Origin of the sequence: Pseudomonas sp. SWRI50 (genome assembly GCF_014269095.1) — a bacterium.
In the GTDB taxonomy this organism is placed as follows: Bacteria; Pseudomonadota; Gammaproteobacteria; order Pseudomonadales; family Pseudomonadaceae; genus Aquipseudomonas; species Aquipseudomonas kermanshahensis.
Window position 1 is genome coordinate 1 of the sequence record NZ_JABWRW010000008.1, and the last position, 14749, is coordinate 14749.

Here is a 14749-nt window from a genome sequence, read left to right on the forward strand (position 1 = left end):
TTCTATAACCCCAAGCGTCGACACAGCAGTGCTATGCAGCTGTCGCCAGTAGAGTATGAGAAACGCTATTTTCTGAGCTTGGAGAGTGTCTAGTAAACCAGGGGCGATTCAGATTGTATTTGGTCAGGCCAGCACTACAGATGGCCATGCGCAAGTCTGCGGCGCGACTCAGGAGGGCGTGATCAAAGCTGCCGCTGGCGAGAATCTGCTCCAAGCGAGAGGGGCGAGTAGCGTCGTAGTAGATACCCAGGTCATCAACCACCCATGACAATGGTCGTGCTTTACCTGCGCCCAAGCCGACAGAGCGCAGAAAACCGTCTTCAACACGGTTAACCTGTTGTGGGTGGGCATGGAGTTCGGCGTCGTGTTTACAGCCCCAAGAGACGACGGGTAGCGACGGCGAAAGAGGCTTCTTTGGTTTGATGAAGCGAATCGCGCTGCCGTCGAAAAACAGTTTAGCCAGTGGCATTTTCCAGCGACTGAAACCACAGATTTGTACTTGTGGGGGCATTAAGCTGCGGTGATGTCGCTGTAGGCCTAGCCAGTTAATGAGTGCTTCTGGCGTGCAAGAGTCGCCGCGCTCCGGACAGACATATCGCGGATAGCGCACCAAACTGGCATGGATCAACTGTGCCAGGCACACGGGTGTGCGTCGATGAGGGGCAGGGAGGCGATCATCTGTCAGCCCCCAGCCGGCATAGAAGGGCATGCCCCACGTGTGTACCTGCACGTTCCAGAGCAGGGCGTCGAAGCCCAGTTGCGAGGTCATTACGTAAACTGCTCGTACGCGCGGCATCAACTCAGCGGGATGAATGTTCTGAGCAAGGATCCGGACCCGCGGGTGCTTGGCCACTTCGGTCAAGTCAAAGTGTCCTGTTTTTCGGCGTGCGACGACGTCGGGATGCACTTTGAGCAAGATGGTGTGTTGGGGGTAGCGGGCTAACGCCGCATCGAGCATCGCCTTGAAGTCGGCGGGCCCAGCACCTTGAAGTGAGGCATCGCCCCGGGTTTGGTCGGCGACCAGTACACAGTCGTTGGGAAGTGTCGGTGTCTCGATTCTGGCGTCGTTGTATTTTGATACCCGATTTCGCTGCCATAGTGCCTGAAGCGAAAGTGCACGCGCATGTTCTTCGGGCGAGAGTGGCTTGACGATGAGTTGCTCCAGGCGAGAAGGGTGCCCGGAATCGTAATAAACACCGACGTCATCGACGATCAATGAGAGTGGTGGGTCGTCCGCACCCAAACCGACCGAGCGAAGGAAGCCATCCTCCAGAGTCAAGACAGGTTTGCCCGCTTTCTTAGCCTCAGCAATGGCCTGAAGTGCACTAGGTTTACGGCCCCATGCCATTACCCAGTCCGTTTTCACGACATCACCCACGACACCGCTCTGCAGCGAAAAATCAGGCAGCAACGAGGGCAAAGTAGTGATCTGCTGAGCTCCCTTTGAGAGGATCAGCAGGCGTGGGCGAGGCAGAGCATCATCCATAAACGTGGAGCGGCGTTCCATGCGTCGGACAGCTGAGGGCTAAAAGCCCTTAGGGTCCAGTGAATTTTGAGGTCGCGAATCTTAATACAAATTCACGTTCATAGGATGACCCAAGTCGAAAATTTCCGATGAAATCCGAAGATTCCTACAGTTCCCCACGGATGACATCAAAATGATATCTGTTCACAGCAGAGTCAGCAGGTACTCGTATTTTTCTAGCAGCAGCGGCATGCGATTCTGCTCTTGGTATTCCTTGATGGTTTCTGGGCGCAGGCAGTGGTAAAGCGCAGTCTGCAAGAAGACATAGCGCTGGTTGCGTAATGCGTCTTCCTGGTCGAAGTGGGGAGCCAGCGCTTCGCGGTAGGCTTTTTCGAATTGGGCTTGAGCTAAAAGGAACTCTGACATCTCCTTACGTCGGAAGAGGCTACCCAGATAGGCGCCGCCGTCGAACCCGATCCTTCCAATTTTGGCCTCACTCCAATCGATGAGATAAAGGCGACGCTTGCGTATGAACAGGTTTTTGCGCAAATAGTCCATGTGGCTTATGCATCGGGGGCTGCGCCTTGCCTGAGATGCCAGCGTGCGAATTACGGGGGCAAATGCTCTGAGACGCTGCGCCAGCCCAGTAAATCGGGAGTCTTCGCGAGCCAAACGCTCTAGCTCAGGCAGGCAGCGTGTGAAGTTGAAACGTGGGCGCAATAGGAACCAAGGACGGAAAAAGTCCATGCTCCATAAGAGCAGGGTCTGATTTCGTGGCATTGCCTCGATGTAGGCGCTACTTCGTTCCTCTTGCTCGGCGATGCCTCGCCCCAAATGGCGGCCGATGGATTGCATACGGGGAGGGCGCCCTCGAATGTAGCGAGTGAAGATCAGGCTTTCCCATGGTGTCTCGATCACGCCTAGGCAGGGCGGATAGCGGAAATAGACGCTGCCTTGGAGCATCCCCTCAGCGCGGTGGAATCGTGCTTCCTGACTGCCAATGAATGCCACCTTGCGTATCGATTTCTCCACTACATCCATCGGTTTGCCGGTGATGGGGTCAATCAGGCGATGGAACCGAACATAGTTGACGAATGAGGCATTCGACTCCAGGTCGCGGCTGTGAATTGTCAGGGGGAGCCCGCCCCACTGAGGCATCAAGGTGTGGATATGGTGCTCGAGTGAAGCTCGCTGCCAGCGGAAGAAGGTCTTATGTTGGGCAGAGGGCTGGGTAGGGGCAGTCATTAGCTGTAGTCAGGTATAGCCGGGGGTCCGACCTGTATTTTTAAGGGGGCGGTATGCTGCGTCATAAGAGAACCACGCACAACGAAAAGTTTCGCAGCGCGGTCAATTGCTTGATGGCACAAGGCTAGTCTGAATGCCTGATTTTTGGGCGAATAGGGCGTAGGATGAAGCCTGAAGCCCGGTAGTCTGATTCCGGATCGTTCAGGAGAGCTTATCTTTGCTTAATGTTGCAAACCCCTTAATATTCGTGCCCTTGCAAACCTGCAGCATTCAGGGACGGACATGAATCATCTCACCATTGCCAAAGAAGCCCTCATCGCTCAAGCCCAGGCTGTCAGTCAGCTGGCTGACCGAATCGACGGGGAGTTTCAGAGTGCTGTCGACCTCATTCTTGCCTGTAAAGGGCGTACGGTCGTCTGCGGTATGGGCAAGTCCGGGCTTATCGGTCAGAAGATGGTGGCCACCTTCGCGTCTACCGGGACGCCCAGTTTCTTCCTTCATCCGGCTGAGGCCTTCCATGGCGATTTGGGAATGCTCAAGCCAGTCGATGTGCTTATCCTGATTAGCTACAGCGGCGAGACCGAAGAATTAATTAAGCTGATTCCTAGCCTGAAGTCTTTTGGTAACAAATTTATTGCAATGACTGGCAATGGGCAGTCAACACTAGCTCGGCATGCTGACATCTGGCTGGATATCTCTGTCGAGCGAGAAGTATGTCCGAACAACCTTGCACCCACCACTTCCACCATCGCCACCATGGCCATGGGGGATGCATTGGCAGTTGCGTTGATCGAGGCCATCCAGTTCAAACCGATGGACTTTGCTCGTTATCACCCTGGCGGTAGCTTGGGCAGAAAGCTCTTGACTCGTGTGTCAGATGTTATGCACAGCCCGGCGCCCTTCGTCAGTCCGTCCACCAGCTTCCATGACTGTCTGCTGATGATGACGCAGGGCCGCCTTGGCCTCACGTTGGTGAGTGACGAAGGGCGTCTGGTAGGGATCGTCACTGACGGAGACCTGCGCCGCGCTTTGCTAGATAACCCGGGGGTGGTAGGGGAGAAGGTTTCGGCGTTCATGACGGCTACGCCACACGAGATTGCTTCTGATGCGTTGATATCTGAGGCTGAAGGATACATGCATGAAAACAAGATCCGCGCGTTGGCGGTGAGAGATGCTTTGACGGGCGAAGTGAGCGGGATTGTGGAGATTTTTGACTGATCCCGAGGCATCAAAGGGCGTGTTTCAGCGTGTTCGAGCGCGCCTTTCGTCTATGGTTGTGAGCTGTAGTATTGCGGTTGACCCTGATTTTTTGGAAGCAGTGCTTGCCTGATACATAAACTGAAATATTCGGTGCTCTATGATCAATTCAGCTCAGTGATGACTATAGATCTTAGAGTGTCGATATTCGGAGGGTCAGGATAATGTTTCTAGTTGCCTTATTCGCGATCGCAATGATTTTTCTGTGCTCCAGCCTTGGGTGGTTATTGCATTTGGATGACTGTGAGGACTTTTAATGTCCAGTCGAGGGGTGCCCTTGACTTGAGCTAGGCACGCCCTGATACTCGTAGCTTTGCGGGCTTCGAGATTTGGGTTTGGTATGGCGGTGAAATCGAAAAAAGTTGTACTAGGCTGTAATGTGAGTGATGCATTGTCGGATATTGGTGCATACAACTACTTTATGGTTGATCATTCGGCCTATCCTTCCTGTGATAATTTACTACATGTAAGTCGAAAAGACCCTGGCGCTAAAGAGTTGGTAGTTGCACTTGCCAATGCGGGTTTTAGTCTTTATAAATCGGAAGAGCATGTTTCAAAATTTGTTAGGAATAGCGAAATCGCAAATTTCTGGCATCGAGTAAAGGAAGGTGACTTTCTAACCTCAGACGGTCTGGTTTATCAGGTCGATCTTCCGGCAAATCCAGCGGTTTCTAAACTTTTGGTTGTTTTTTCCTCCATTGGTGAGGACATATTTATGTCTAGCCTGATGAGGATGTTTACCTTTAATTTTAAATCTATTGCTAAGTACATTCCAGCCGATGCCGCTGTTCTGCGAATTGCTGATATTGGATCTGTGGTGGGAAGCTTCTATCTGAATAATAATTCGGATCGGACGTTCGGTGATCGTGTGACGGCCTTGATTCACAAGGTGAGTGATGATCTGAGGGTCTCTGCGGAAAACGTGACGTTGTACGGAGCGTCCAAGGGCGGAACCGCTGCGCTGTATCATGGCGTCACAGGTGGGTTTAATGCGGTTGTTGTAGATCCAATAGTCTCAGATGAGTATTATGAGAGAGTTTTTGCGGACTCACATTTTACGCAGGGCACTTTTCCAGAAACTAAACAACAAACGTTCTCAAGGATTCTTGAGTCGGACAGGCTGTTGAAGCAGAAGATTTCGATTGTCTATTCAGCTCGTTCGCCGCAGTACAGTTACATTGGTAGTATTGTTCGTGAGTCGAAGCTGGGAAGGCAGTTCAATTATTTAAATTCGTTGAACCCTTTGATTAATGACCATCCTGATGTGGGCGTGCAGACTGTGAATATTGCTGTAATGCTAATCAATATGTCCATGTATCACCTTAAGCCAGACACTTATAATATCGAGGTTGTTTGACGCCTATTGGCGACTGCGTTCATTGTATGGAGTGGGGCCATCGGTGATGGCCCCTGTTCTATTTAGTAGGCCTTGCCTGCTTTGTAGTAGTTCTCGAAGCAGAAGTTTGTTGCGTCAATGTACCCCTCTGCGCCCCCGCAGTCGAAGCGTTTGCCCTTGAACTTGTAAGCGATTACGCAACCGTTTCGTGCCTGTTTCATCAGGGCGTCAGTAATCTGAATTTCGCCACCTTTTCCAGGTTCAGTATCTGCGATGATGTCGAAGATGTCTGGGGTGAGTATGTAGCGTCCGATAATCGCTAGGTTGGACGGTGCGTCCTCCGGTTTCGGTTTTTCGACCATATTGGTGACGCGGAAGATATCGTCACGGATCATGTCGCCAGCAATAACTCCGTATTTATGGGTCTCTTGCGGGTCGACTTCCTGAATCGCAACGATTGAGCAGCGGAACTGTTTGTACAGTTTAACCATTTGCGTTAAAACACCATCACCTTCAGGGTTGACGCACAGGTCATCTGCCAGCACGACGGCGAATGGCTCATCACCGATCAGTGGGCGGCCTGTCAAGATTGCATGGCCTAAGCCCTTCATCTCAGTCTGGCGAGTGTACGAGAAGCTGCACTCCGAAAGCAGCCGACGGATACCTACCAGGTATTTTTCCTTATCGGTACCCTTGATTTGATTTTCCAGCTCATAGCTGATGTCGAAATGGTCCTCAAGGGCACGCTTGCCGCGGCCAGTGACAATGGAAATTTCGCTTAAGCCAGCGTCCAGTGCTTCTTCTACGCCGTACTGGATGAGAGGTTTGTTTACAACCGGCAGCATTTCCTTAGGCATTGCTTTGGTGGCTGGCAAAAAACGAGTGCCATAACCAGCGGCCGGAAATAAGCATTTCTTGATCATGAGTAACCTTAAATTGAGTGGCGCGAAATCTCAATGACTAGAGTTTTCGGTAGAGTGAATCATTTGAAAATATCATTCAGTACGTTGCCGAGCCGCAGGCCAGCGGCCAATAGTCGCTCGTCAACGATTTCCATATTTTCCTTGTAGTAATCCTTATCCAAGGAAATGGGGCGTCTAGATTTAGCTAAAGCATAGTTATCTCCATATATTATGCGTTTGGCAATGTCATGGCTCTCCATTGCCCATTGTTCTGGGGTGCCTTGTTGCACGGTTTTGTGTTTGGCAAGTAGTCGTTTAGCTATGGACTCGGGGCTCTGCTTAGAGCTTCGTATGATGATGGTATCCCAAACTTTGTGGAGTTCCCATTTCTGTCGGCTGGGCTGGGTGCGCATCGCGCCGGTTTCTTGTATCCCATGCAAAGGTTGGTGAACGTCTCCAATGTAGTGGACGAGAAACTTCAGAGCGCGCTGTTGCTCTATGGGGTCGGAGTCTTCGCGTCTGCCATCCTTTAATTCGCTCTCGGCTTTCAGGATGCCATAGACAACACATTTGTACTTCCCAGAACAGTCGCGTTTAGCCGAGTAACTTGTAGCTTTGAATGGGATTTTAACAACGTGGCTGATCTGAGGGCCAGGCTCTTTACCGCGAATTTTGTCGGCCCATGATGCAATGTCGGATATTTTGCCATTGGCATCTCGATGCATGATGATATCAATGCCGGTCCTGGCTTCCGGGGTGAGTTGTTGCTCGGCGATTAGAGCCACGACTTTGTGTCCTTCGACACCCCACCCGAACGAATGCTGGCAATAGGCCATGGAGAGGAGTGCGATAAGGGCTATTTTAAATCGATTGAGCATTTGGCCTCCTTTGGGCTGCCCAGGAAAGTCAATAAGCAGGCGCCATTAAATTGACGCACATTATCCTTTCCTGTTTAATTCATTGCGTGGCTAGGGTATCATTCATCGAAGATGAAGCAAGTCCGAATGAGAAGGACATCACGTTTTGAAAATTTCAGGGCTTTTAGTTTTCGCCGCTTCATCGGGTTGGAGCGTTTAGTAGAAATGGATAGCAGGCGATAATTAGATTCTTCTGATATTGGATTCATGGATTTAAGCATTTTAAAAGGGTTTGGGATGACTGAAGTTGTGAGTGTCGACGATTCGTTGCGGCTGTCTGAAGTTCTTCGTGTGAGCGGGAAGAGAAAGGTTCAACTGCTGGGGCATGATTCGGATAATCTGAAGCTTCTCCGTACGCAAATTTTTTCCCAAATCAAGTCGACAGGCGGCCGTCAGGTCGAATGGTTCGAGGCTCTACCAGAAGCTCTAGAAGGGGCTCTACAAGAGGCCTTGCCAGACGGTTTGCAGGCTGAGGATGGCGCGTGCCTGACCGTTTCGTTGTTTGCAGGCATTCCTGCTGACGTTTTCCTGATGTTCGATCTGGCGGACCGACAGCACCTCAATCAAATCCAAGCTGATGGTAAGTCAGCCCTTAGCAACTTTAAGAAAATTCTTGTTCCAGGGCAGTGGATGGCGCGCAGTCTGCTGGGCGACAAAAGGCTCGGCTTAAAAGCCACAGATGTTTTGGTTGTGGGGGCTCCTAGGATTGACTATCTAAGATCGCTGGCTGAGCAAGCCGGCGAGACGGGTGAGAGAACGACTCCCCGTGTTCTTTTTGCCCCGATTCATAGTAACTGGTTTGACGCGGCCGGAAACCCTATGAGCTCTAGCTCGGGTCTCCAGGAATACCTAGAGGAGCTTGGGCACCACTGCGAGCTAACCGTTTCCGAGGACCAGCGAAATAAGATCAATAAACGGCCAGTAACGCGTGAGCTGATAGACGCTGATATTGTTATAACTGACTACACCTCCGTCGCATATGAGGCGTGGGCCCTAGGTAAACCGGTGATTTTTCCACGGTGGATCCTCGGGGATGCCATCTTGGAAAAGGCGCCAAACTCTGCAGAGGCGGAAATCTATCGGCGAAAACTGGGCTACCATCCTGAGAGTTTTGATGCGTTGCTCGAACTGATAGTTGCTGGCAGCAAGCTTGAAGTGAGCGCCGAGGTCAAAGATTTTTGCCGCGAGTATTTGAGCAATTTTGAAGAGTCAAATAGCGCCAGTAAGATTTGTGCTCATCTGGAATACCTAAGTGATCCGCAGTGGGAAGAGCGTGAAGAGAAAACGCTTGCGGATATTGAGCGATATTTGAAAGAGCATCAGTGGGCACAGGCCGAGTCTGCGCTCATGAGCTTGGTTTCGGTTTATCCTGAGGATGCCAGCCTCAATAATAAATTGGCAATTGCTTACCAAGGGCAGCACAAGTGGTGGCAAGTAGTTGCGACACTGCAAGCTGTTGTTCGCGTAGTGCGCAATAGCGCAGACATTTATCATCGACTGGGTGTTGCTGAGAAAAAAATGGGGCATTTCCGCTCCGCTGCGAACGCCTATGAGAATGCTATTTTGCTGAGTAAGACAGTGCCTGCGGAGTGGTACTACCGCCTTGGCTACTGCTATGAAACACCATGTCATGAGGGGCCGGCTGACTTGCCTGCTGCTATCAATGCCTATCAAAAAGCCTGTGAGCTGGACAAAAAGCACAATGCAGGTAAGTTTGGTATAGGCGTGTTTCATGCCGCCGCCGGTCGTTGGTCCAGAGCAAATGCTTCGTTTACCGAGCAATTGAACTTGGTGAAATTTGACTTCGATCTGCATTTCCGCCTTGGTCGTGCCCAGGAACGATGCTATCTATGGGCTGACGCTGAAGTATCGTTCCGGAATGCCGTTGGATTGCGGATGAAATCGGCTGAATCGCATTTCCGACTTGGCTTTACTCTGGAGCGTCAGAATAAGTTCGAGGCAGCCCTTTCTTCGTATAAGTACGCGATTACGCTCGGCGGAAAAAATATTGCCGAGTGGCGTTATCGGGCTGGTATTCTGCTCATGGAGTTGGGTAGGTTAGACGAGGCCTGTAATCTGTTTATGTCGATGCAGGGTAGCGGGGCTCACCAAGACTTTGACAGAAAGCGATATGAAGCATCGCTAATGTCAAATCGTATCGATACCATCAAAGCCGAGTTGGCCGACAACGCGGAGAAGAGTAGTGTTTGGTATGAGTTTTATGAGGCTAATCTACAGCTTGGGATGGCCGGTGCGGCAAGAGATAGCTTGGCAAATGCAGTGCGTTTCGCCCAAGAAGAACAAGTTCAGAAGCTTGTCTCTCTTTCGGGTTCGTTAAACACGAAGCTCGCCGAAGTTCAGTTTATTGAAAGCCGTTTGGAGAGAGATTGCACCCAGCCGGCCACTTGGATCTCCTACAGCAAGGCCCTTGTAGTCGTCGGGCAACTGGCAGCCGCGGCTGAAGCGATCCAGCAGGCTATCTGGCGTACGAATCAGCATGAAGCTGGTCTGTATTATGAGCTCGGAAGATTGTTGGCTCTCTCTGGTGCGATTGAGAAAGCTTGTGAAGCGTTCCGTTCGTACAAAATTATCCAGCGTCCGACCAGTGCTTATGAAGACAAGTTCCTCACCGACAGCACGCTCAACTTCCATGCTACGTATAAAGAGTATATCGAGCTACTGCCCGTAATGGATGATTGCATCCTCTATGAGGTGCATAATGGGTCATCAATGGCGTGTAACCCGCTTGCAATTTTTGAGCATGTTCTCGCTAGTGAGGAATATGCCAATCATAAGCATTTCTGGGTGATTAACGATCTTACTAAAGTTGAGCAAAGATTTAGAAATTTAAAGAATGTATTCTTTGTCAAGCGGGGCAGTGCACTCTACCTTCGTTTGATTGCTTCGTGTAAGTATCTGATTTGTAACGGTACCTTTGCAGAGTACTTTGTCCGGAAGCCAGGTCAGCAGTACCTGAATACCTGGCATGGAACTCCGCTGAAGACGCTTGGCCGCGCAATGAATACGCCACCGTACACGCGTGCCAATACGGCGCGTAACTTCCTGCACGCGACTCATTTGATTTTCCCTAATGAGCACACTCGCCTAACTCAGATTGAAGGTCATAGCATTGATCGGATTGTGAGCGGCGCTCAGTTGATTAGCGGTTATCCACGAAATGACCAGCTTTACAAGATTGACCAGGAAAAGCTGTACGAAGTTCGTCGGACTTTGGGTATTTCAAGTCGCAAACCAGTTGTCCTGTTTGCGCCTACCTATCGCGGTAGCTGGAATACGCCTGAGCTAGAAGCTGAGGTGCTGATCGAGCAGTTGAAGAGCATTATTTCGGATGATTACACTCTGCTTTTCCGAGGCCATCATTTGGTCGAAAAGCAGCTGGTTGAGATGAAGTTGCCAGTAAAGCTGGCGCCTCAATCGATTGATACTAATGCCTTGTTGCCAGTCGCAGATGTTCTGATTTCCGATTATTCGTCGATCATTATTGACTACATGACGCTTCAGCGTCCTGTCCTCCACTTCATTCCTGACTGGGATGAGTATAAGTCCGAGCGCGGCCTGTACTTCGAGCGCAGTGACTTGCCGTGGCCACAATGCCAGACGACAGATGAGCTCCGCGGCTTGATTCATAGTGCGTTGAATGATCCAGGCTTGTATGTCAATGCAACCTATCGAGAGTTCCATGAGCGCTTCTGTGGTGTTGAAGATGGTCGTTCGACTCAGCGAGTGGTCGAGTTCTTCTTCCAAGAAAGGGGAGTAGCGTCTCCGCGTAACGATAAAAAGCCGATTGTTGTACGATCTGCGCTTGGTACTATCAATGGTGTTGCGACTTCTGCAATTTCATTAGTGCAGAATCTTGCTGCACAAGGCAAAGATGTAGTGCTCCTTCTCGATACGGTAGAGTTGCGTAAGGAGGAGGCTGGGTTTGACGCGATACGCAAACTCGAGGAAGTGGCGAATGTGATCTTCCGAAGTGGTCGGACTTCCATGAGTCTCGAGCAGCAATGGGTCTCTGATAAGTTCAACGCTGAAGGTATCTTCTATTCGCAAACAATGCGCGATGTGTACGAATCTGCGATGCAGCAAGAAGTCTATCGTGTGGTCGCGGGCCTAGAGGCTGAGATCAGTGTTGATCACCAGGGCTATCACCCATTCTGGGCGGGTTTCATGGCGGCTATTCCAGCTAATCGTCATTTGATTTACCTCCATAATGATATGTTGGAGGAGTCAGAGAAGCGTCTTCCCAATTTGCGAAAAGTTTTTGAGTTTTATAGAGACTATGATGCTTTCCTTAATGTGTCTGAAAGCTCAATGCAAACCAATCGTGAGAGTTTCAAGGGTATAAATCCTGGTATCGTTGATCAGTTCCATCTCGTTAGAAACGGCTTGGATGTAAATCGAATTATCACTGATGCAGAATTGGAGCCTGATGACGCTGGTTATCATTTGCTTAAATCTGATCCGAGATTCAAGATTGTCAACGTGGCGCGCATGTGGCCCGAAAAAAACCAAGTAAGACTTATCGAGATGGTCAAGTTACTCGTGGAAGAAGGGCATGATGTTGCTCTTTATATACTTGGTACTGGCCCGCTTCACGCGGAGTTGGAAAATCTGATTAAAGAGCTTGAGCTGAAGGATCGAGTGATACTGCTTGGCGTTCAGCGCAATCCTTTCCCGTTCGTGAAGGCTTCGCAGTGTCACGTGCTGTCTTCAGATTACGAGGGGCAGGGTATAGTTTTGCTTGAGGCGATGACGTTGGGTGTTCCCTGTGTCTCCACTGATATTCCTGGCCCTGACAGTGTATTGGAGAACGGTTTGGGTATACTCACCCCGTTGACTCCTGAGGGCTTGGCTGAAGGTGTTAAACAAGTTATCAAAGGGGAGTTTATTCCGCGACCGTTTGATGCTCGCGAATATAACGCGGTCGCTTATGGGGACTTTGCACTCGCTGCCCAGTAACGAAAAAACGCCGGGTTTTGTCCCGGCGTTTTTTTGGGGGGGGGAGGGGCACCGAGCTTATTCTAAGTGCCCCTTCTGATGCTGGCTTATTTCACTTTTTGATCGCAGCGTTTGGGTTGGGTTGCAGTGTGAATGTCTTCGGTTTGAAAACTTCGATCTCTGCCGCGTCAATTGAGTGCTGTAACTCGGTGCAAAACCTCTCTGCATCTTTAAAGCCTATTTGGCATATCTTGCTGGGGTCGTAATTCCACCACTGCAGCCGGAGCAGTTCGGCAATTATTTCCTCCGAGAACCGATACTTCAGAACTTTTGCAGGATTACCACCCACAACCGCGTAGGGGGGGACGTCCTTTGTAACCAGTGCACCAGCGGCTATCACGGCCCCGTCGCCGATGGTAATACCCATCCTCAATGTTACATCGCGACCAATCCACACATCATTTCCAATTTGCGGATAGGCCTTTCTGTCATATTTGTGCCAGTTGTACTGCTTTGTCTGCTCTTCGTTAGTGAAGTCGCGGACGAGATCGTTACCAGGCCTAAACGTGATGATAGAAGTAGTCACGAGGTCCATGGGGTGATGAGAGTCAAGTATGACGAGGCCAGTCGAGATTGAGCAGTATCGCCCTACCTTCATTGATTCAGCCAGGGCTGAATATGAGTATGAGAGTGAGCCGATGGAGCACAGGCCGGAGTACTTGCCTCCTCCTATGCTGCCTCTGTATGAGCCTTTGTAAAGAGCTGAGTGGCTCTCTATTGTCACTGCCCGCCAAGAAGGAATCGGTTGGTCAAGGGTCAGCCAGCCGTACTTTTTCTGCGACGGTTTCGGAGAGTTGAGTTTGAAAAGAATGCGGTTATTCCAAAACTCTTGTGCCAGGGCTTGAGTTATTATCATTTTACTTCCTACTCATGCTGCGCGCCGGCAAGTGGCAACGTGGCGCGGTGTGGGGCCCGGCCAGCGTAGCCGAGCGTAGAGGTCGCCCGATGATCGAGTGCCTTTATAACTATGTCAATTATTCTTCTTAGAGCTAGAGAAGCCTCCGCAGGGAGTTCTCAAAGTCCCAAGCCTATAAGTACATTCAAAGTGCTTAAAGAGTGCAGCATGGTCACCCAGTGGGCAACCCAAACTTAATGCCCCACCTGTTCACAGGTGGGGCATTAAGTACTTTAAACAGCGACCAAGGGAGGTGTTCCGCGGCTCGGTGCAAGAACTTTTTTTGCGATCCTGAGATTGCCGGATTCCCAGACCTCGTCTACCGCTTCCGCAATTAGCTTGTAGGATGAGCCGAGTGTGCGCCGGGGTAAGTAGGACTCCATAAACTGTAGAGTGCGTGCATCTGGGCAGGTGACCTGGCGGATCATGTCCACCATCTCATCAAAGCTGTTGGCATGCAGTCCTAGACGCTCATGGAATATATGGCTTTCCGCCGAGCCGAGATCGTCATAAAGGTTGCCTTCACCAATAAGCCAAGACGGGAAGATTACAGGTTTACCCAGCGCCCACGCTTCATAAACAAGTGTGCCACGATCGGCGATAACAACATCCGCTTCGATGAGCTTTTCAAAAGTCGGTTTTTTGGACTCTCGTAGGTTTGGATGGAGCGAGACATCGTAATCGAAGAGCGTACGCAATCTATCTTCGTAGTGAAGAATGCCCGGATAGCTGGAAATCACGCCAGCTTTGCTTTCAGCGTTATGCGTCGGCGCCCACAAGACCTTAATCTTGCGGAAGGGGGAGAGTTTTCCGAGCTTCTCCGCCAGCGTTCGTTCTGACAAGTACTTACGCTGGGCAGCCAGCAGCGTATCGATTCGTGGCCAACCTACGACCTTAATCTGATTAGCCGACAATTCCACGCCACGGGTTGTGAGCAACTTACGCTTGAGCCAATCACCCGGCACGCAGACCGTTCGATACTTGTTGATCTCAAAGCCCCGTTGAGGGTCGCGTCGGGTCAGGTAATTCTTATCGGCAAGGCCATGAGACATCATGACGTGTGCACGTCGATAAATGAAAAACGTTACGTTCACCGCGCCTGCCCGTGTGACCACGGGCGCTTGCGTTGATTCCCAGTCGGGCAGCTGTGCGTCGATGCCCGCAGCAAATTCCTGCTCCAGCAAGCGGAGATTTTCGCTGGCAACGTAGGTGTAATGAACCTGTTTGCGGTCACTCATCGCATCCGACCTCAGGCGACCGCAGGGGTCGCTGGGTTTTTCAGGTGAGATTTGATCAAGCTGCTGGAGATCTCTGGAGTGCGAGACAGATATACGACTTCGCAAATGTCGTTAAGGAAGTCGAACTTACCCTGCCAATCATCCCCCATCACAAAAATGTCAACATTATGCGCGATGATGTCTTCTCGCTTCTGCTCCCAAGTGAGTTCGGGGATGACGAGGTCTACGTGACGGCAGGCTGCTACGAGTTGGCTTCTGTCGGCGTAACTAGAGTACGATTTTTTGCCCTTGCCTTCGTTGAAGCTGTCCTCGGAGACGGCCACAATCAAGCGGTCGCCCAGGGAGCGTGCGCGCTCGAGCAAGCGAACGTGGCCGACATGGAACAAGTCAAAGGTGCCGTAGGTGATTACGGTTTTAGCACGAGTGCTCATGTGATCTTCCTGATTATGAGTCGATAAAATGTTATCGAATGGTTAAT

9 protein-coding genes and 1 pseudogene are annotated in these 14749 nt (G+C 50.7%); 3 read left to right on the forward strand and 7 right to left on the reverse strand.

The window, feature by feature from the left end:
• Positions 1-121 precede the first annotated feature (121 nt).
• Together HU750_RS10895 and HU750_RS10900 are read right to left on the reverse strand one after the other, a co-directional pair.
• A pseudogene (locus HU750_RS10895) lies at positions 122-1507 on the reverse strand (capsular polysaccharide export protein, LipB/KpsS family); the annotation flags it as partial.
• A gap of 162 nt (positions 1508-1669) precedes the next feature.
• A complete protein-coding gene (locus tag HU750_RS10900) occupies positions 1670-2710 on the reverse strand; it encodes a phosphotransferase (protein WP_085273748.1) in 1041 nt (346 codons plus the stop codon).
• A 282-nt stretch (positions 2711-2992) separates the two neighbouring features.
• On the opposite strand from HU750_RS10900, the gene HU750_RS10905 reads away from it, so the two are divergent.
• Positions 2993-3928: a KpsF/GutQ family sugar-phosphate isomerase gene (locus HU750_RS10905; RefSeq protein WP_085273747.1), complete on the forward strand. Its 936-nt coding sequence runs from the start codon at positions 2993-2995 to the stop codon at positions 3926-3928.
• Between the two features lie 418 nt (positions 3929-4346).
• Positions 4347-5324 carry an XcbB/CpsF family capsular polysaccharide biosynthesis protein gene (locus HU750_RS10910; RefSeq protein ID WP_186679439.1) on the forward strand — a complete coding sequence of 326 codons (978 nt, stop codon included), beginning with the start codon at positions 4347-4349 and terminating at the stop codon, positions 5322-5324.
• A gap of 62 nt (positions 5325-5386) precedes the next feature.
• On the opposite strand, the gene galU is transcribed toward HU750_RS10910, so the two are convergent.
• Together galU and HU750_RS10920 are read right to left on the reverse strand one after the other, a co-directional pair.
• Entirely contained in the window at positions 5387-6226 is an 840-nt protein-coding gene (gene galU, locus HU750_RS10915) for a UTP--glucose-1-phosphate uridylyltransferase GalU (protein WP_085273745.1), read from the reverse strand.
• 59 nt (positions 6227-6285) lie between these two features.
• A complete protein-coding gene (locus HU750_RS10920) occupies positions 6286-7083 on the reverse strand; it encodes a S1/P1 nuclease (protein WP_186679441.1) in 798 nt (265 codons plus the stop codon).
• Between the two features lie 276 nt (positions 7084-7359).
• Here HU750_RS10920 and HU750_RS10925 point away from each other — a divergent pair, with 276 nt between their 5' ends.
• Complete coding sequence (locus HU750_RS10925; protein ID WP_186679443.1) at positions 7360-12099, forward strand: CDP-glycerol glycerophosphotransferase family protein; 4740 nt, start codon at positions 7360-7362, stop codon at positions 12097-12099.
• A 91-nt stretch (positions 12100-12190) separates the two neighbouring features.
• Here the strand turns inward: HU750_RS10925 and HU750_RS27305 are convergent, their stop codons facing one another.
• The 3 genes from HU750_RS27305 to tagD form a co-directional block, all read right to left on the reverse strand.
• On the reverse strand, positions 12191-12994 hold the full coding sequence (locus HU750_RS27305; RefSeq protein ID WP_085273742.1) for a CatB-related O-acetyltransferase: 804 nt from the start codon (positions 12992-12994) through the stop codon (positions 12191-12193).
• A 272-nt stretch (positions 12995-13266) separates the two neighbouring features.
• Positions 13267-14271, reverse strand: coding sequence for a CDP-glycerol glycerophosphotransferase family protein (locus HU750_RS10935; protein WP_186679446.1), 1005 nt, complete (start codon positions 14269-14271; stop codon positions 13267-13269).
• An 11-nt stretch (positions 14272-14282) separates the two neighbouring features.
• The gene (gene tagD / locus HU750_RS10940; RefSeq protein ID WP_085273740.1) at positions 14283-14702 is read right to left on the reverse strand and encodes a glycerol-3-phosphate cytidylyltransferase; all 420 of its coding nucleotides are present in this window, start codon (positions 14700-14702) and stop codon (positions 14283-14285) included.
• Positions 14703-14749: the final 47 nt, after the last annotated feature.

Excerpts from the sequence above, each read along its gene's own strand:
- HU750_RS10900 (WP_085273748.1), bottom strand. The coding sequence starts at position 2,710 with ATGACTGCCCCTACCCAGCCCTCTGCCCAACATAAGACCTTCTTCCGC.
- HU750_RS10905 (WP_085273747.1), top strand. The coding sequence starts at position 2,993 with ATGAATCATCTCACCATTGCCAAAGAAGCCCTCATCGCTCAAGCCCAG.
- galU (WP_085273745.1), bottom strand. The coding sequence starts at position 6,226 with ATGATCAAGAAATGCTTATTTCCGGCCGCTGGTTATGGCACTCGTTTT.
- HU750_RS10920 (WP_186679441.1), bottom strand. The coding sequence starts at position 7,083 with ATGCTCAATCGATTTAAAATAGCCCTTATCGCACTCCTCTCCATGGCC.
- HU750_RS10925 (WP_186679443.1), top strand. The coding sequence starts at position 7,360 with ATGACTGAAGTTGTGAGTGTCGACGATTCGTTGCGGCTGTCTGAAGTT.
- HU750_RS27305 (WP_085273742.1), bottom strand. The coding sequence starts at position 12,994 with ATGATAATAACTCAAGCCCTGGCACAAGAGTTTTGGAATAACCGCATT.
- HU750_RS10935 (WP_186679446.1), bottom strand. The coding sequence starts at position 14,271 with ATGAGTGACCGCAAACAGGTTCATTACACCTACGTTGCCAGCGAAAAT.
- tagD (WP_085273740.1), bottom strand. The coding sequence starts at position 14,702 with ATGAGCACTCGTGCTAAAACCGTAATCACCTACGGCACCTTTGACTTG.